This is a genomic window from Pontibacter amylolyticus (assembly GCF_014638845.1).
Lineage (GTDB): Bacteria > Bacteroidota > Bacteroidia > Cytophagales > Hymenobacteraceae > Pontibacter > Pontibacter amylolyticus.
Genome location: NZ_BMFP01000001.1, coordinates 243375 through 260250 on the forward strand (window position 1 = coordinate 243375; position 16876 = coordinate 260250).

Below are 16876 nucleotides of genomic sequence, written 5' to 3' on the forward strand. Positions count from 1 at the left end.
ACTAAAATTAATGTGGACAATGTTTCCTGATTGGCAGGAATTATTTATCTTTCTGAAAACGTTACATACACATGGTAAATTTATTTGTTCCCCCAAGCTATATGGCTGTCTACGCGAAGTGCGTGGATGCGTCGATGCCCGCCTTCGAACCGGAAGAGTGGATAGAGGAAGGGAGAGTGTATCCTGTGAAGCACTTTACTGAGCCCCTCAACCAGGGTGACGGCTTTGCCGTGACGATCGTGGATGAGGACGGTGTTGAGATCCATCCTTCTTCTTCGCACTGGAGTTTTGCCTCCACCAGATTTGAATTGTATACCCTTCATTTGAATTAATATCAAAACCACCGATATTTTCGTTAACCAAAAGGCTGCCCCGGCAGCCTTTTTTCTTTGCATAAGGTATGGAGTAGATTTTTATGTTGACTATTACTGAGTTTAATACGCTTTCGACCCGGGAGCAAGCCGCTATGGTGCTAGAACAAGGGCGCTATCTGCATCACATTATCCGGGGATGGTGCAAAATCGATTTGTACTGGTTTCATAACTACTATGTGGAGGTCTGGTTCCTGTACGATCTGAAAACCATCGGCTTGGTTCGCGCCCTCACCAACAAGGCCTCTCTGGACCCCTACCTGGAAACGATCAAGCTCAGAGTCAAAACCTAACCGTATAGCCTCACTGTCACCCAGGGTGCGCCCCACACCTTTTAATCCGGGGCAGGTATAGTTGGTGCGGGTATAGCTTAGCCCGGCGCAGGTATAGCGGTTGTTTGCAGGAGGATATGGGCGAGTGTTCACCGGAATTTGATACTTTTGCAGGTATACGCGAGTCGTACCATTCAACAGCAAGACAAATGAGAAAATCCCTACCAAAGAAGCATATCCTTTTAGTGAGCACCTCTACCACCCATGGCACCGGGTACCTGGAGCACTGCCAGAACGAGATCAAAGAACTGCTCGGCGACCACCAGAGCATCCTGTTTATACCTTACGCACGTCCGGGCGGCATCTCCCACACCGACTATACGGCCAAGGCACGCGAAGCCTTTGAAGCGATGGGCATCAAATTAAGCGGTGTGCACGAGGCGGAGAATGCAATTGCGGCTGTGGAGCAGGCGGAGGCCGTGTTCATTGGCGGGGGCAATACGTTTCTGCTGCTGCGCCAGCTATATGCCAATAAACTGATCGAGCCGCTGCAGAAGCGGGTAGAGCAGGGGATGCCGTATATGGGCACAAGCGCCGGCACCAACGTGGCAGGCAAAACCATCGGCACCACCAACGACATGCCCATCGTGTTCCCAAAATCCTTTGACGCGCTGCAGCTGGTGCCTTTCAACATCAACCCGCACTACCTCGATCCGCTGCCTGACTCTACACACATGGGCGAAACGCGCGAGACCCGCATCCAGGAGTTTCACATACACAACCGCCAGCCGGTAGTAGGTTTGCGGGAAGGGAGCATGCTGCGCATTGAGGGGGAGAGGATCAACCTGCTGGGGCCGCACCCGGCGCGCATCTTTTTGCAGGGACAGCCCGCCATGGAGTTTAAGCCGGGCGACGATATAAACTTTTTGATGGAGGCTTACTAAACCAAAATCCTCTGAAAGTCAAAAGCCCCTGCTAAGGTATAGCAGGGGCTTTCTTTTGAAAAAAACAAGGCAAAATGCCAGGTCCTTTTGCTGTTCTCACTATAATTATCTATTCAAAAAAACTACTGTACTTTGTTGTTGGCCTCCAGCTTCTTCAGGAGGAGCTTGGTAAACTCCCGCTCGCTGCGGTAAAGTTTGATGATCTGGTTCGAAGAGATCACACGCTGATAGCGGGACACATATTCTTTCTCCAGTTCCAACTCTCTTTCACGGGTGTTGAACATGCCGTCCAGGCGGGCTTTCGCCTCCTGGTCGCTCAGTTGGTCCACGTCTTCACGGTAGCCGCTGCGGTAGGAGCGAACCAGTTCGCGACGCTTGGTCTCGTACTCGTTGTAGAGCGGCCAGAACTTCTGCGACTGCTCTGCAGTAAGTCCCATTTTGTCCGTCAGGAAGGCCACTTTGGCAGCTTCCACGTTTTCTCTTCTGTCCTGCGGACGGCCGCTTTGGGCCATGGCCACAGTGCCGCCCAGGGTGAAGGCGCAGAAGAGAAATAAAATCAGTAATCGTTTCATCAGTGCTTTAATATTCAATCGTATCCAGTTGGTAGTACTCCAGCTCTTCTTCGGCGGCTTTGGAACTCACGTTCAGAAATTCAGAGGTCATCTCCCTTTCTGAAACGGTGCGCAACTCGGCAAAATCAGAACTCTCGAGCACCGCATAAGTGCTCAGGTAATTCAGTATATCTTCGTCCTGAATGCCAGCCAGGTTCACTTTTTGCTGGTCCGCCTTGTTGTCCAGGTTTGCAAAGTAAAGCACACCCAGCACCAATACCAGCATCAGAGGAGCCAGTGCCAAACGCAGCGGCTTCCAGGCGGCGGCATACCAGGGGGCAGGTCTATACCCGGCTCCGGCAGTGCGCTCCATGATCTGCGCAGGCAGTCTGTCGAAGTACTTGTCCGGTACCTCGTGGATGTTGCGCTTGGGCAGGTCGCTTAGTTTAAAATCGTCTTTCATGGTTCAATGTACTTATGGGTTAGATGGCCTTAGCGCGCTAAAGTTTAATCCCGCTTAATAAATTCTTCAATTTTTTTTACGGCGTGGTGGTAGGAGGCCTTCAGTGCCCCCACCGATGTGCCCAGAATCTCAGATATTTCCTCGTATTTGAGCTCGTCGTAATACTTCATGTTAAAGACCAGTCGTTGCTTGTCCGGTAGCCTCAGCAAGGCTTTTTGCAGTTTGAGCTGTATCTCATCTCCGTCGATATGTGGGGAGGAATCGATCTTCTCGGTAAGTTCAGCAGCCACGTCGTTGATGGGCAGAAAGAATTTTTTGCGCTTACTCGACAGAAAGGTCAGGCACTCGTTGGTGGCGATACGGTAAAGCCAGGTATAAAGCTGCGCGTCCTGCCGGAAATTCTCCAGGTTCTTCCATACCTTGATGAAGACCTCCTGCGTGAGATCATCCGCATCGTCGTGGTCGATCACCATCTTCCGGATGTGCCAGTAGATCTTTTGCTGGTACTTCCGGACAAGCTGATTGAAGGCCACGTTGCGGCTATCGGGGTTGGCGAATTTCTCTAAAATCTCTTTGTCTTCCACGCGTCAGGTAGCAGGGGCAGGGCGGTTATACCTGTCTGAATATGCAATATAGCCCATAAAAATAAAAGGGACTGCACTTTGCCAGTGCAGCCCCTTCTGTTTTTGTAAAAAATATAAGGTATAGCCTTATGTTTTATTTGCGGCTAATGGCGCGCTCAGCAGCAGCCACAATGTTGTCAGTGCTCAAGCCGTATTTCTCCATCAACTGGTCCGGCGTACCAGACTCACCAAACGAATCATTCACGCCCACCATTTCCAGCGGGGTTGGCAGATTGCGGCCTAAAAGCTGCGCTACAGAATCGCCCAGACCACCGTTCAACTGGTGCTCTTCGGCGGTTACCACGCACTTGGTTTTGCCAACCGATGCCAGAATAGCGGCGTCGTCAAGCGGCTTGATGGTGTGGATGTTGATGATCTCGGCGTTGATGCCTTTCTCAGCCAGTTTGTGACCCGCCTCGATGGCTTTCCATACCAGGTGACCGGTTGCCAGGATCGTTACGTCTGTACCTTCGTTCAGCATCACCGCTTTACCGATCTCGAACTTCTGGTCGGCAGGGGTGAAGTTAGGCACAGCCGGACGCCCGAAACGCAGGTAAACCGGACCTTCGTACTCGGCAATCGCGATAGTCGCAGCTTTGGTCTGGTTGAAGTCGCATGGGTTGATCACGGTCATGTGCGGCAGCATTTTCATCATGCCCACATCTTCCAGAATCTGGTGCGTGGCACCGTCCTCACCCAGTGTCAGACCGGCGTGCGAAGCGCATATTTTCACGTTCTTACCAGAGTAAGCGATCGACTGACGGATCTGGTCGTACACGCGGCCCGTCGAGAAGTTCGCGAAGGTACCTGTGAAAGGGATCTTGCCACCGATCGTCATACCTGCTGCCAGACCCATCATGTTGGCCTCAGCTATACCTACCTGGTAAAAACGCTCCGGAAATTCTTTTTTGAAGGCGTCCATTTTAAGCGAACCGATCAGGTCAGCGCAAAGGGCTACTACGTTCGGGTTGGTGCGGCCAAGCTCCAGCAAGCCTGCGCCAAAGCCAGAACGGGTGTCTTTTTTCTCTGAATATGGATATTCTTTCATTTCTGTGTTTTAATGCTTAGTAATCTGAAGCCTGCTGTACTGCCAATTGCTGAAGGGCAATCTCCAGCTGCTCATCGTTCGGCGCTACGCCATGCCACTTGTGTGAGCCCATCATGAAGTCCACGCCAAAGCCCATCTCGGTGTTCATCAGGATCATCACCGGCTTACCGTTGCCAGTGGCCTTTTTCGCTTCTTCCAAAGCAGGCAGCAGGGTCTCGAAATTGTTACCATCAGCCTCCAGCACATGCCAGCCGAATGCCTCGAACTTGGCACGCAGGTCACCCAGCGCCAGTACCTCTTCGGTACCGCCGTCAATCTGCTGGTAGTTGCGGTCCACAGTGGCGATCAGGTTGTCCACTTTGTTATGGGCAGCATACATGGCCGCTTCCCATACCTGACCTTCGCCCAGCTCGCCGTCGCCCATTAGCACGTACACCAGATTGTTGTCTTTGTTCAGTTTCTTGGTCTGCGCGGCACCAACTGCCACAGACAGTCCCTGACCCAGTGAGCCGGATGCTACGCGTATACCTGGCAGACCTTCTTCGGTAGCCGGGTGGCCTTGCAGCCTAGAGTTGATCTTGCGGAAAGTAGCTAGTTCTGCCACTTCAAAGAAGCCGGCGCGAGCCAACACACTGTACCAAACCGGAGAAATGTGTCCGTTGGACAGGAAGAAAAGGTCTTCGCCTTCGCCGTCCATGTTAAATGGTTGTGGCTTGTAGTTCATCACGCTGAAGTACAGCGACACGAAATAGTCCGTGCAGCCAAGCGAGCCGCCCGGGTGGCCGGAGTTTACCGCATGCACCATGCGCACGATGTCACGGCGAACCTGTGCCGCAATTTGCTTCAGCTCGTCGATGCTTTTGTTGTGTGGGTTCACGTTATATAAATTGTTAAGTTGTTGTTTTTTGAATTGTTAAATTGTTGATTGTTAAATTGTTTATGTTAATTAACAACCAGGTGTATTTTCTTACAACATTTGGGGTAGGCTAAACCTGCCAAGCTGTATCCAAGGGTCTTGTCTCTCTTCAAGAGACCAAATATACAACGAAAAAAGCGCAGCCACCTTTTCAGACAACTGCGCTTTGCGTTACTTTTTCAGGATCTGGGCGGCGTGGTCAGCCGTTTTCACTTTCGTGATGATGTCCTCGATGGTGCCTTCCTCGTCGATGACGAAGGTGTAGCGCATAGTGCCCATGTACTTGCGGCCATACATCGATTTCTCCTGCCAAACGCCGTATTGCTCCACCAGCTTCTTTTCGGTATCGGCCAGTAGCGTAAAGGGCAATTCATACTTGCTGATAAACTTCTGATGAGATTTTTCGCCGTCGATGCTCACGCCGATCACTTCGTAGCCTTCGCGCTGCAGGTCGCTGTAATTGTCGCGCAGGTTGCAGCTCTGGGCGGTGCAGCCGGAAGTATCGTCTTTCGGGTAGAAATACAGAATCACTTTTTTGCCGCGGTAATCACTCAGTTTTACCGTATTGCCATTCTGGTCCTTTGCCTCAAACTCAGGCGCCTTATCTCCGATTTTCAGTTCCATGTTCTTTTTGCGTATCAAGTATCACGTATCAGGTAGCACGACTCTTTTTTCGCATCACGTAGCACGACTTTGGGAAATTGACAAAAGCCGACCATTAAATAGAAAATCGTTTTACGAAAAGTCCTTCGTCAAATACTCTCCGAAGGCATCGTGATACGTGATACGAAATACGTGCTACGTTTTTATATTGTCGTCACAAACTCCGCTTCGTTTCCGGCGTTGTCTTTCACCTTCAAAACTACTCTTCCTGACAAAGGTAGGCTTTTATCTAATTTTTCGGAGTATATGGTGGCAGTTTTGTGCTCGTATTTCATCAGCAACCACTTGCCGTTCACTTCGCAGCGGAAAGAGTTGACGCCCGACAGGTTGTCGCCGATCCTGAATTTGATCTGGGTCGGACTTTTGCTGAGGAGTTTGATCGTTGGAGCTTTCACGTCCTCGAGTACCTGAAACTTGCCCATCGCCCGGGCAGAAAAGGTGATGCTGTTGCCATCCCAGACACCGCCCAGCATGCCGCGGCCTTTGCCCAGCCCCAGGTAGTACACGGCCGCTTTGCTCTTGTCGGTTACCGGTGTGCTCGGCGTAATGGTTACTTTAATGGCTTTGTGCAGCGGCGTGTAAAAGTCACCGATGGTATACACGTCGCCTTCTTTTTTCGCCTGCAGGTATAGCGTGTCGTACAGACTTTCTTTTTCGAACCGGATGGTCATGTCGCGGTTGCTGAAGCTGTGCTCCTGCCCGGAAGGGATAGTGGCCTGCAAATCGAGTAGGGTTGAGGTGCCGCAGTACTCCAGCGACTCCGGCAGACCGCCGCGCAGGTCGTAGAGGCTCACCGAGGCAGCTCCTTTTGTATAGCTCGGCACCAGCATCAAGCGTTGGTTGTTCACCACCATCTCCACGTTGCGTGGTGTGGATGATGTATCGGAGGCGCTTACTTTCAGAATGTTGCCGATGATTTCGTAGCTCAGTTGCGGCTTGGTCACTTTGCCGTTCGCCGTCTGCATGAAGGTTGGTTTCTGCCCCTTCAACACAAATGTCAGGGTAGAGGCATTGTTGTAGGTGTCTTTCGCTACCAGACGAATATGGTAGATTGAGTCCGCCTGCACGTTCAGCCTGCCCCGGTTATGAGGTGCGGTATAAAGCGGCAGATCGTTGCCGTAGTCCACATACGCTTTCTGAAAAGTGCGGCCCGTGCGGCGGTACACGTTGTAGTTCACGTGCTGCGACACCTGCTTCGAAAGCTCAAAAGGCACGCGGTCGATGTGGTGGTTGTATACCTGTTTATCGTTCACAAACACGGTCACGTCCTGCGTGCCATTGCGGTTCTGGGTGTCGTCGTAGCGGTCGATGGTCTGCAACTCGAAGCCGATCAGGCCATGGGCGAACACCGTGTCCGGCAAGGTATGGACACCGTTAGTTTTCTTGGGTGTGAACTCCCGGCGCGCGAACTCACCATTGATGCGGGCGTGAATGTTCAGCGGCTGTATACCCAGGCCCAGCAAATCGGGCGGGGTGGTGTCGATGACCTCCTTGAAGCCCCAGCGCAGCGGGTTGTACAGCCGGTCCTCCGCGTCACGAATCTCAAAGTGCAGGTGCGGACCGCCGGAGCCTCCTGTGTTTCCCGACAAAGCGATGATCTGCCCTTTCTTCACCGGAAAAAGGTTCTTCTCCGGGAATAACTCCAGCTCAAAGGTTTCCTTCTCGTATTGTTTCTTCAGCACGTAGTCCGCCAAAGGGTCGTAGAAGGCCAGCAAATGCGAGTAGGTGGTGGTAAGGCCGTTCGGGTGCGTCACGTAAATGATGTTGCCATACCCGTAGGTCGACATCTTCACACGCGAGATATACCCGTCCGCGGCAGCGTATACCGACAAGCCTTCCCGCTGGTCTGTTTTGATGTCGAGTCCGCCGTGGAAGTGGGTGGCGCGGATTTCACCCATGGAGCCAGACAGGTAGTTGCGCACTCCCGGCTTGATGGGAAACATAAAGTAGCCCTGTTCAGGCGCCGGTTGGGCGGCCAGTCCGAGGGTAGTGAAAACGTAAGCGAAAAGGAGCGCTAGGCGCTTATTTAATTTCAAAGTCGAGTAGTTTTTTATCTTCAACATAGCCTTCCAATCTGTCGCCGATCTGCACCGGGCCCACTCCCTCAGGCGTACCTGTAAAGATAATATCGCCTTTCTTCAGGGTGATGAAGCGGGAGATATACGCGATGATGTCATCAAAGGTGTTCAGCATCATCTTCGAGTTGCCTTGCTGGCGGGTCGCGCCGTTTACATCCAGTTTGAAGTTGATGTCGTGCAGGTCCTCAAACTGGTCGAGCGGCAGAAACTCCGACACCGGGGCAGAGCCGTTGAAGCCTTTGGCCAGCGTCCAGGGCAGTCCTTTGGCCTTTGCCTTGGCCTGCAGGTCGCGGGCCGTGAAGTCTATACCCAGACCAATGGCATCGTAATACTTGTGGGCAAACTTCTTGTCGATGTTCTTGCCCTCGCGGCCGATGCGCAGAATCAGCTCCACTTCGTGGTGGATGTCCTGGCTGTACTCCGGATAGTAAAAAGGCTCGTTGTTGCGAAGGATGGCCGTGTCAGGCTTAAAAAATATCACCGGTTCGTCCGGCACTTCGTTTTTCAGTTCGGCTATGTGATCGGCGTAATTGCGGCCGATGGCTACTATTTTCATAAAATGTTAAGGGCGTTTTCTTTATCGATTCTCAAAAATAGGCTATATCCTGTTTTGGTGCAGCATGATTCTGCAAAAAGAATCTGTTTCAGAACAATTTTTTAAGGCACACTATACCTATGAACAGCCACAGCCATTTTTATACTTTAACAAGAGAAGTTCCGCTTTATTGTGCACACGGGGCGCACAACATTTTATAATACAGCGTTCGTATACCTCCATAATGCCGGACAAGGTGGCATGCTGTGGTTTTGTGTCAGTTTGCACTTTGTTTTATCGATTAAAGTATAGTAATTTTATCATATTAAACGATCCACTCTATCCTGACTCTTAAAAATTGGTTCAAAATTTGAAAAGCCTTTTAGAAAGAGTCATTTAAATTTTAAAACTATGTACAAGAAGTTAATTGCCTTTTCAATAGCGGTAGTGATGATGGTAGCCTGTACGACGGTGCCGATCACAGGCCGCAGACAGCTGAGTCTCGTGTCAGACGCGCAGATGATGCAAATGAGCTACGACGCCTACGACCAGTTCCTGAAAGAGAACAAGCTGTCGCGCGACGCACAGGCCACGGCCATGGTGAAGCGCACCGGACAGCGCATACAGCGTGCCGTGGAGCAGTATATGGCTGCTAACAACATGTCAGATCAGTTGCAGGGCTTCCAGTGGGAGCACAACCTGATCGAGGATGACCAGGTGAACGCCTGGGCCATGGCCGGCGGTAAGACAGTAACTTACACAGGTATACTGCCGATCGCCCAGAACGAGACGGGCCTTGCCGTGGTAATGGGCCACGAAATCGCCCACGCCATCGCCAAGCACAGCAATGAGCGCATGAGCTTACAACTGGCGCAGCAGTTCGGTGGGCAGACCCTTTCTGCCTTGGCCGGTGCGCAGCCAGGCGTAGCGCAGCAGCTACTGATGACGGCCTATGGCGCAGGCTCCGGACTGGGCGTGCTGAAGTACGGTCGTGACCAGGAGAGCGAAGCTGACCGGTTGGGGCTGATCTTTATGGCCATGGCTGGTTACAATCCGCAGGAGGCGATCCCTTTCTGGGAGCGTATGGAGGCTAAGTCTGGCGGTCAGGCACCACCGGAATTTTTGAGCACGCACCCAAGCGCCGGTACGCGCCGCGCCAACCTGCAGAGCTATATGCCGGAAGCGATGAAATACTACAAGAAATAATCAAAACCTGATAGACCTACATGACTCCATCACCCTTAGCCAATGGCCGGCACTTGCTGCTGACCTGCCTGCGCTGGTCGCTGGCCCTGACTCTGATCCTACTGGTAGCGGCTGGCTGTACGCGCCGCGAAGCTTTCCCGGAGGAAAGTGAAGAGGAGCCGCTCGACGAGGAGGCCGGACCCAAGTACGACGGGCAGCTATTGGCACAGGTGGTGTTGGATGAGATTAACTTTGTAGTGCCGCAGCAGGCGCTGGTGCAGCCCTTTATAAAGGAGTTCGGCAACGGCACTGTTGTGAACAAAGTGACGATCCATAAGGTGCAGGACAACAAGAAGCTGCCTGCTACATATTATCTGGTAGGATTAGGCATGTACAACGGCTCCTTCCGCTCGATGGCGCTGGAGCTGGATGTATCTTCAGACAACAGCCTATTCCTGAGCAGCAAGTCGGTGAAGCACATTTGCGAAGCCACTGCCGGCTGCGATTTCTGTTACTTCTCTTTTGAAGATAACCGGATCACCGGCTGCCAGTGCTCGATCCGCGCTGCCGGCTACGACTGCCGCCACAAGGTGCAGGAGGGCAACAACCTGCTGCAAGGCGTGAGGCTGAAAAACTCGGGACAGAACTAGTACAGGGTATAATCAAAAGAAGAGCGGGCTGCCAGATAACTGGCAGCCCGCTCTTCTTTTGATTATGTTGGATTTAGATCATCTGAAATCCTGAGAATCTTTTAATCCTGTAAATCCTTGGGGTAGGGGCCCTATATAAAGATCTAAGACACGCTACTCTGCATATTCCTCAACCGGATGCGGGTCAGGATCTTTTTGGTATACAGCGGGAAGTCGCCTTTCATCATCCAATCGTAGTAGCTTGGTTCTTTGCTCAGCACTTCCTCCACTGGCACGTTGCGGTGCTTGCCGAAGTTAAATACTTCCTGTCCGGCGTTGTTGTACACAATGCGGCCCGCCAGGTCGGCTGACTTCTCGAAGGTAAACTTGTGGAGCTGGGCCATGTCGTTCTGGATCGGGGTATCCTCTATACCTTCTGCCACTTCCACCACCGTGTTTTCATAACGCTCCAACTGCGCTTTCAGGATGTGGTAAGTCGCTACAGTGTCGGCCTCGGCGCTGTGGGCATTCTCCAGCGTTTTGTCGCAGTAGTACTTGTAAGCGGCAGAGAGCGTGCGCTTCTCCATCATGTGGAAGATGCGGCAGGCGTCCACCACGTGGCGGTTGTCGATGTCGAAGTCTATACCTACGCGCAGAAACTCCTCGGCCAGCAACGGTATATCGAAGCGCACCAGGTTGTAACCACCCAGGTCGCAACCCTCCATAAACTGGTACAGGTTGCGGGCCACCTGCTGAAAAGTAGGACAGTCCTTCACGTCCTCGTCGTAAATCTTGTGGATCAAACTCGACTCGAGCGGGATCGGCACGGTCGGGTTGATGCGACGTGTTTTGAGGATCTCCTCGCCGTCTGGTTTTACTTTCAACACGCTGATCTCCACGATGCGGTCTTTGCAAATGTCGGTGCCGGTCGTTTCGAGGTCGAAGAATACGATGGGGCGCTTCAGGTTCAGTTTCATGATGGGGTGGTTTACAGAACCGCTTTTTTGAGCGTCTCCAGGTCAAGGTTTTGATAAGTGCCTGAGCTCATGAGCAGCAGGTTGGCGTTCTGCCAGTTCATGCCTTTCAGGTGCTCGAGCAATGCGGCTGAGTCGGTGTATACCTGCAGCTTTGGATTGCCGAAGGCGCTGCGCAGGTCTTCTTCTGAGAGCATCTCCATGCGCTTGTGCTCCACCGTTTTAGGGCTGAAGAACACAATCGGCACATCGGCTTTGTCGAGGGCACCGGCATATTGCGGCAGGAAATTCTTATTGAGACTGCTGAAGGTATGCAGTTCCACACAGGCCACCAGCTTGCGCTGCGGATACTGCGTTTTTACAGCTTCGGTCGTTGCTTTTACTTTAGAAGGTGCGTGGGCGAAGTCACGGAAAATGACGGTGTTACTGCCTTCGCCGAGTTTCTCCAGTCGTTTGGCAGCTCCCTTAAAGGTTTTGAGCGCCTCGTAAAAGTCAGGTGCCTTGATACCAATCTTCTTGCAGACTTCCTTCGCTGCACTGATGTTGCGCAGGTTGTGCTCGCCGAAGAGCGGGATTTCCACGTCACCCTCCTTTTTGGTATGCAGAATGGTTTTGCCGTTGATGATACTGTGCGGATGGACGGTATAGCCAATGTAGTTGATGTCGGCAGGGTTGCGCGGCACGGCCACCAGCTGTACCTGCTCGTCGTCCTGGTTGTAGATGAGCGTACCTGCCTTCGGCGTCATCTCCGCGAAAATGCGGAACTGCTCACGGTATACCTCCGGCGTCGGGAACACGTTGATATGGTCCCAGCTGATGCCGCTGATCACGGCGATGTGGTGGTGGTACAGATGAAATTTCGGTACACGCTTGATGGGGTCGGAGAGGTACTCGTCGCCTTCGATGATAATGATCGGAGCATCATCCGTGAGGCGCACCATGCGGTCGAAGCCCTCGAGCTGCGCGCCCACGGCGTAGTCGAACAGGCGGCCGCAATGCTGGAGCACGTGCATGATGATAGAGGTGATGGACGTCTTGCCGTGGCTGCCACCGATCACGATGCGCTGTTTGTGCCTACTCAGCTCATGAATGAAATCCGGGAAAGAGTAAACAGGTATACCCAGCTCCTGCGCGCGCAGCAGTTCCGGGTTATCGGCGCGGGCGTGCATCCCCAAAATCACCGCATCGGGTTTATCGTTCAGTTTCTCAGGAAACCAGCCTTCCTCAGCCGGCAGTATCCCTGCAGCGGCCAGTCGGCTTTTGGCCGGCTCGTAGATCTCGTCGTCCGAACCAGTCACTCTTATACCTTGATCGTGCAGCGCCAGGGCCAGGTTGTGCATGATGCTGCCACCTGTGGCGATCAGGTGAATGTGTTTAAAATCCGTTCTCTCCATAATCCATGCTATCCGTTTAGCGAACCGACAAAATTATCATTCCTGACTTAAATGTAAATAGCTATACGCTAATATGTGGATATCTTCCGTAATTTGTGGATTACTTGGGCGCCTTACTTTTTAAATTTGTGGTATGGAGGAGATGAAAATGAATGTGCGGCCAACTGGCAACCGCGGCACCTGGAGCAAAAAAGCGCCTGCCGTGGCAGAGTTGGGTAAAAAACCGCCGCAGGCACTAGATTTGGAGGAGGCTGTGTTAGGCGCTCTGATGTTGGAGAAGGATGCGCTGACCACGGTGATCGACATTCTGCGCCCCAACTCTTTTTACAAAGAGGCGCATCAACGCATTTTTAAAGCGATCCTGGCCCTGTTCGACAAGTCAGAGCCGATCGACATCCTGACCGTGACCCACGAGCTGCGCGAAAACGGTGAGCTGGAACTGGCCGGTGGCGCTTACTACGTTACGCAGCTGACAACCCGCGTTAACTCGGCGGCCAACATCGAGTACCACGCCCGTATCATCACGGAAAACTCGATTAAGCGCGACCTGATCTCGATTTCCTCTGAAGTGCTTTCGAGCGCCTTTGAAGATACCACTGACGTATTCGAATTGCTTGACAGAACTGAAGCCAAGCTCTACGAAGTATCGGAATCCAACATCCGCAAGAACTTTGACGACATGCGCTCTTTGATGCATGCTGCGATCAAGGAACTGGAGGAGAAGCGCAAGCAGACTGACGGCCTGACCGGCGTACCAAGCGGCATGACCGCCCTGGACCGTGTGACTTCCGGCTGGCAGAAATCGGATTTGATCATTCTGGCGGCTCGTCCGGCGATGGGTAAGACGGCCTTCGTGCTTTCCTGCCTGCGCAACGCGGCCGTTGATTTTAAGAAGGGGGTGGCGATTTTCTCGCTGGAGATGTCCTCGCTACAGCTGGTGAATCGTCTGATTTCTTCGGAAGCCGAGCTCGATTCTGAGAAGATCAAGAAAGGCAGTCTCGAGGATTACGAATGGGCGCAGCTCAACCACAAAATAGCGAAACTGACCGAAGCCCCGATCTTCATTGACGATACGCCGGGTCTTTCTATCCGTGAGCTTCGCACCAAATGCCGCCGACTGAAGGCGCAGTACGACATCCAGATGGTGATCATTGACTACCTGCAGCTTATGAGCGGCAACGCGGATGGCAAGGGTGGCGGTAACCGGGAGCAGGAAATTGCTTCCATCTCACGGGCCATGAAAATGCTGGCCAAGGAGCTGAACGTGCCAGTAATTGCCCTGTCGCAGCTGAGCCGCGCCGTGGAAACCCGTGGGGGCGACAAGCGACCGCAACTGTCCGACCTTCGTGAATCCGGTTCCATCGAGCAGGACGCCGACATGGTGCTCTTCCTCTACCGTCCGGAATACTACGGCATCACTGAAGACGAAATGGGCAACCCGACTGCCGGGGTAGGTGAGGTGATCATCGCCAAGCACCGTAACGGTTCACTGGAGAACGTGCAGCTGAAGTTTATCGGCAAGTACACCAAGTTCACGAACCTGGACTCTGATTTCGGCGGTGACGGCGGATTCAATGCATTGCCGAACAGCAGCTTCGACACCGAAACGCCAGGCGCCATCCGATTGGGTAGCCGCATGAACGACGGCGGTAAGGGTGGGGGAGGATTCCCGGCCTCAGGCTTCGACGACGAACCGCCGTTTTAAGTTTTAGACAAAAGACATTTTTGACAAAGGACAAAGGACTTTGATAAAGAAAACAGACGAACGGGGAATTAGCCCTGTTCTAGCGTTCATTCTAAATGAAGTCCTTATAAAATCTTAAGCCAAAGGAAGAAAAGCCGCTGCGCCCCAGAGCCGGCGGCTTTTCTATTTTACATCCACTCCACTTTCTCATCCAGTGGCACCGTGCGTTTGCCCTCTGCTGCAGGTTCGTCGGCATAGCCCAGGTATAGAATGCCAAGCACAATATCCTCATCGCGTAGGTGCAGCATCTCTTTCATAGGTGGTTGATATGCCATGCCGCCAGAACCCCAGTAGCTCGCTATACCTAAGGCTGTAGCACCCAGTAACAGGTTTTGGATGGCGCAGGAAGTGGCAGCAATCTCCTCTAGAGCGGGAATTTTGGGCAAGTCACCGCGCTGCATGTACGCCACGATCACATGCGAAGCCTGGTCGCCCATGTGCAGCAGTTTGTCATACCGCTGCTGCAGGAAATTTTCTTCTTCTGTGTGCTTTTTGTACAGCTCAGCATGTGCCAGACAGAAGTCCTGTACCTTGTCGCCGGAGTATACCTTAAAGCGCCAGGGTTCCGTGTGGCCGTGCGTAGGCGCCCAGTCTGCCAGTTCGAGCAGTTGTTTTATTTGCTCGTCAGGTATACGCTGCCCGTTCATTTTGCCGGGTTTGGTGGTTCTGCGATTTTGTATGATTTGGCTTATTTGAGAGAATGATGCGTTCATATGAATAGGTCAATGCTTTCTGCAAAGGTACGTACATTGATTGCCCTATCCCAATTTGGGTGGAGGTGGGTTCCTATACCTAGATTGTGAGAACATTGTGGACATGCTGCAGTAAAGGAACGTTAACACCTCGCAGTGTTTTCTACCGTGAGTGTCTGGGGGTTTTTACCCCACCCCAGCCCTCCCCTTTTATCGAGGGCCCCTACCCCCAAAACAGGGGAGGGAGCTAAGAATTTCATTGTCATCCTCCTGCCATGTTTGTCTGAATCAGGATTTACAGGATTAGAGAATTTACAGGATTTTGGCAGATACCGGGTCCAACCACCCCTGCCCCTCCTTATCCAAGGAGGGGAGCTTTTACTGTTATATCACAGGTATAGCTTCGTAGCTAAAGCTTGTGAACGATGAACACACCCCTGCCCCTCTCAAGAGGGGATTTTTGCCGTTACCACACTACAGGTATAGGCGCTGTAGTTGCTGTCAAACACTACCGACAGGTTTAGCAAGACTAGCTTGCCCCGGAAGCAATGAAATAGATCACCTCAGCCAGGTGCGCTTTTCGGCGCTCCACTGTTGGGGGTGAAGGGGCCCCCTGTCAAGAGCGGTCAGCGAGTTTGGAGCGTCTTGACTTTTTTGCTTACTTTTTGTGTCAAGACAAAAAGTGAGTGCCCGCCGCACAGGCGAAGCTATGAAACAATACTAGTTGCTACCTGAAAGCCAAGCTAAGCCAGCAAGGTATAGGTATAACCATGCAGCCAGCTATACCTGAGTCAGAGCCCAATCGAGAGTAGACACAAGCGTGGACGCTCCCTCCATACCTCTACTTATGCTTCAACAACCACTGGTAAATCTCCTCGGTATCCTCTTTGCGGCAAAGCTCTGACCCTGGCGTCATGGTGGCGGCAGTACCGGCAGCAACGCCGTAGCGCACTACTTCCTCCAGCGAACAACCCTGCAACAGACTCATCACCATACCTGCTACCATGCTGTCTCCGGCGCCGACGGCGCTCTGTTGCTTCACGGTGGGTGGCACCACATAGTGTATACCTGTCTCTTTGGAGGCGAGCATGGCTCCGCGGGGGCCGAGCGACACGACCAGCACTTTGCACTTGCCCTCGTCAATTACCTGCATGGCAAATTCTTCCTGTTCGAAAGCCGAAATATGTTCTTTCCCAGCTAATTTGGCCAGCTCACCCAAATTGGGTTTGATCAGGTATAGACCCTCTCCTGCCGCTTTCAAAAGGGCTTCTCCTGAAGAATCCACGATCAGCCTGAAGTTGCGCTTGTGGGCGATCACCGCCATCCGGAGGTAAAAGTCGTCGGGCACGCCCGGAGCCAGACTGCCACTGGCTACCACGTATTCAGGGACTTGGTCCAGCTTTTCGAGTTTATCCAGCACCTGCTGCCATTCTGATTCCTCTATCTGCGGACCCGGCATGCCGAAGCGGAACTGGTCGCCAGTATTGTCTTCCATCACCATCAGGTTTTCGCGGGTCCAAGTTTTGGTCTGGCCATTCCAGTATTCCACGCCTTCCTCTTTCAGCAAATCGCATAGCTTTTCACCAGCCGGTCCTCCTGAGAGGAGCCAGGCGCAGGAGCTGCCACCCAACTTGCGTATGGCCCGGGAAACGTTGATGCCTCCTCCCCCCGGTTCATAGGTGGGTTCTTCGCAGCGGAGTTTCTTCTCGGGCAGCACACGCTGCACATGAGTGCTCTTATCTAAGGCCGGGTTGATCGTGATGGTCAGGACTTTATGCATAAGCTTCAGGTATA

The 16876-nt window shown here is 52.6% G+C and carries 18 protein-coding genes; 6 read left to right on the top strand and 12 right to left on the bottom strand.

Features of this window, described 5'->3' with window-relative positions; all coding sequences use genetic code 11:
- Positions 1-71: 71 nt before the first annotated feature.
- The 3 genes from IEV97_RS01020 to pepE all read left to right on the top strand — a co-directional run bounded on the left by IEV97_RS01020 (position 72) and on the right by pepE (position 1587).
- Complete coding sequence (locus IEV97_RS01020; RefSeq protein ID WP_076670467.1) at positions 72-332, top strand: hypothetical protein; 261 nt, start codon at positions 72-74, stop codon at positions 330-332.
- Positions 333-466: 134 nt separating this feature from the next.
- Positions 467-664, top strand: a complete 198-nt coding sequence (locus tag IEV97_RS01025; RefSeq protein ID WP_229733731.1) for a hypothetical protein — start codon at positions 467-469, stop codon at positions 662-664.
- A 188-nt stretch (positions 665-852) separates the two neighbouring features.
- Positions 853-1587 carry a dipeptidase PepE gene (gene pepE, locus IEV97_RS01030; protein ID WP_188499650.1) on the top strand — a complete coding sequence of 245 codons (735 nt, stop codon included), beginning with the start codon at positions 853-855 and terminating at the stop codon, positions 1585-1587.
- A 122-nt stretch (positions 1588-1709) separates the two neighbouring features.
- On the opposite strand, the gene IEV97_RS01035 is transcribed toward pepE, so the two are convergent.
- The 8 genes from IEV97_RS01035 to IEV97_RS01070 form a co-directional block, all read right to left on the bottom strand.
- The gene (locus tag IEV97_RS01035) at positions 1710-2159 is read right to left on the bottom strand and encodes a hypothetical protein (RefSeq protein ID WP_229733732.1); all 450 of its coding nucleotides are present in this window, start codon (positions 2157-2159) and stop codon (positions 1710-1712) included.
- Positions 2160-2166: 7 nt separating this feature from the next.
- Positions 2167-2601, bottom strand: a complete 435-nt coding sequence (locus tag IEV97_RS01040) for a hypothetical protein (RefSeq protein ID WP_188499651.1) — start codon at positions 2599-2601, stop codon at positions 2167-2169.
- A 44-nt stretch (positions 2602-2645) separates the two neighbouring features.
- Complete coding sequence (locus IEV97_RS01045) at positions 2646-3185, bottom strand: RNA polymerase sigma factor (protein WP_188499652.1); 540 nt, start codon at positions 3183-3185, stop codon at positions 2646-2648.
- Positions 3186-3318: 133 nt separating this feature from the next.
- Positions 3319-4272, bottom strand: coding sequence for a transketolase family protein (locus IEV97_RS01050; RefSeq protein WP_188499653.1), 954 nt, complete (start codon positions 4270-4272; stop codon positions 3319-3321).
- A gap of 16 nt (positions 4273-4288) precedes the next feature.
- Entirely contained in the window at positions 4289-5149 is an 861-nt protein-coding gene (locus IEV97_RS01055; RefSeq protein WP_188499654.1) for a transketolase, read from the bottom strand.
- A gap of 210 nt (positions 5150-5359) precedes the next feature.
- The gene (bcp, locus tag IEV97_RS01060; RefSeq protein WP_188499655.1) at positions 5360-5812 is read right to left on the bottom strand and encodes a thioredoxin-dependent thiol peroxidase; all 453 of its coding nucleotides are present in this window, start codon (positions 5810-5812) and stop codon (positions 5360-5362) included.
- A gap of 182 nt (positions 5813-5994) precedes the next feature.
- On the bottom strand, positions 5995-7887 hold the full coding sequence (locus IEV97_RS01065) for a M23 family metallopeptidase (protein ID WP_188499656.1): 1893 nt from the start codon (positions 7885-7887) through the stop codon (positions 5995-5997).
- Entirely contained in the window at positions 7874-8485 is a 612-nt protein-coding gene (locus tag IEV97_RS01070) for a fumarylacetoacetate hydrolase family protein (RefSeq protein ID WP_188499657.1), read from the bottom strand. The genes IEV97_RS01065 and IEV97_RS01070 overlap by 14 nt, the downstream gene beginning before the upstream one ends.
- A gap of 390 nt (positions 8486-8875) precedes the next feature.
- On the opposite strand from IEV97_RS01070, the gene IEV97_RS01075 reads away from it, so the two are divergent.
- Positions 8876-9670, top strand: coding sequence for a M48 family metallopeptidase (locus tag IEV97_RS01075; protein WP_188499658.1), 795 nt, complete (start codon positions 8876-8878; stop codon positions 9668-9670).
- Between the two features lie 20 nt (positions 9671-9690).
- Complete coding sequence (locus IEV97_RS01080) at positions 9691-10299, top strand: hypothetical protein (RefSeq protein WP_188499659.1); 609 nt, start codon at positions 9691-9693, stop codon at positions 10297-10299.
- A gap of 143 nt (positions 10300-10442) precedes the next feature.
- Here IEV97_RS01080 and IEV97_RS01085 read toward each other — a convergent pair whose 3' ends face one another.
- Together IEV97_RS01085 and IEV97_RS01090 are read right to left on the bottom strand one after the other, a co-directional pair.
- Positions 10443-11255: a 3'-5' exonuclease gene (locus IEV97_RS01085; RefSeq protein WP_188499660.1), complete on the bottom strand. Its 813-nt coding sequence runs from the start codon at positions 11253-11255 to the stop codon at positions 10443-10445.
- Between the two features lie 11 nt (positions 11256-11266).
- On the bottom strand, positions 11267-12646 hold the full coding sequence (locus IEV97_RS01090; RefSeq protein WP_188499661.1) for a UDP-N-acetylmuramate--L-alanine ligase: 1380 nt from the start codon (positions 12644-12646) through the stop codon (positions 11267-11269).
- A 133-nt stretch (positions 12647-12779) separates the two neighbouring features.
- On the opposite strand from IEV97_RS01090, the gene dnaB reads away from it, so the two are divergent.
- The gene (gene dnaB, locus IEV97_RS01095; RefSeq protein ID WP_188499662.1) at positions 12780-14351 is read left to right on the top strand and encodes a replicative DNA helicase; all 1572 of its coding nucleotides are present in this window, start codon (positions 12780-12782) and stop codon (positions 14349-14351) included.
- A 167-nt stretch (positions 14352-14518) separates the two neighbouring features.
- On the opposite strand, the gene IEV97_RS01100 is transcribed toward dnaB, so the two are convergent.
- A complete protein-coding gene (locus IEV97_RS01100; protein WP_188499663.1) occupies positions 14519-15103 on the bottom strand; it encodes a nitroreductase family protein in 585 nt (194 codons plus the stop codon).
- 820 nt (positions 15104-15923) lie between these two features.
- A complete protein-coding gene (locus IEV97_RS01105; protein WP_188499664.1) occupies positions 15924-16862 on the bottom strand; it encodes a 1-phosphofructokinase family hexose kinase in 939 nt (312 codons plus the stop codon).
- Positions 16863-16876 lie beyond the last annotated feature (14 nt).

What these genes read in the sequence shown, in the direction of transcription:
- IEV97_RS01020 (WP_076670467.1), top strand. Translation starts at nt 72, where the DNA reads ATGGTAAATTTATTTGTTCCCCCAAGCTATATGGCTGTCTACGCGAAG.
- IEV97_RS01025 (WP_229733731.1), top strand. Translation starts at nt 467, where the DNA reads ATGGTGCTAGAACAAGGGCGCTATCTGCATCACATTATCCGGGGATGG.
- pepE (WP_188499650.1), top strand. Translation starts at nt 853, where the DNA reads ATGAGAAAATCCCTACCAAAGAAGCATATCCTTTTAGTGAGCACCTCT.
- IEV97_RS01035 (WP_229733732.1), bottom strand. Translation starts at nt 2,159, where the DNA reads ATGAAACGATTACTGATTTTATTTCTCTTCTGCGCCTTCACCCTGGGC.
- IEV97_RS01040 (WP_188499651.1), bottom strand. Translation starts at nt 2,601, where the DNA reads ATGAAAGACGATTTTAAACTAAGCGACCTGCCCAAGCGCAACATCCAC.
- IEV97_RS01050 (WP_188499653.1), bottom strand. Translation starts at nt 4,272, where the DNA reads ATGAAAGAATATCCATATTCAGAGAAAAAAGACACCCGTTCTGGCTTT.
- bcp (WP_188499655.1), bottom strand. Translation starts at nt 5,812, where the DNA reads ATGGAACTGAAAATCGGAGATAAGGCGCCTGAGTTTGAGGCAAAGGAC.
- IEV97_RS01070 (WP_188499657.1), bottom strand. Translation starts at nt 8,485, where the DNA reads ATGAAAATAGTAGCCATCGGCCGCAATTACGCCGATCACATAGCCGAA.
- IEV97_RS01075 (WP_188499658.1), top strand. Translation starts at nt 8,876, where the DNA reads ATGTACAAGAAGTTAATTGCCTTTTCAATAGCGGTAGTGATGATGGTA.
- IEV97_RS01080 (WP_188499659.1), top strand. Translation starts at nt 9,691, where the DNA reads ATGACTCCATCACCCTTAGCCAATGGCCGGCACTTGCTGCTGACCTGC.
- IEV97_RS01085 (WP_188499660.1), bottom strand. Translation starts at nt 11,255, where the DNA reads ATGAAACTGAACCTGAAGCGCCCCATCGTATTCTTCGACCTCGAAACG.
- IEV97_RS01090 (WP_188499661.1), bottom strand. Translation starts at nt 12,646, where the DNA reads ATGGAGAGAACGGATTTTAAACACATTCACCTGATCGCCACAGGTGGC.
- dnaB (WP_188499662.1), top strand. Translation starts at nt 12,780, where the DNA reads ATGGAGGAGATGAAAATGAATGTGCGGCCAACTGGCAACCGCGGCACC.
- IEV97_RS01100 (WP_188499663.1), bottom strand. Translation starts at nt 15,103, where the DNA reads ATGAACGCATCATTCTCTCAAATAAGCCAAATCATACAAAATCGCAGA.
- IEV97_RS01105 (WP_188499664.1), bottom strand. Translation starts at nt 16,862, where the DNA reads ATGCATAAAGTCCTGACCATCACGATCAACCCGGCCTTAGATAAGAGC.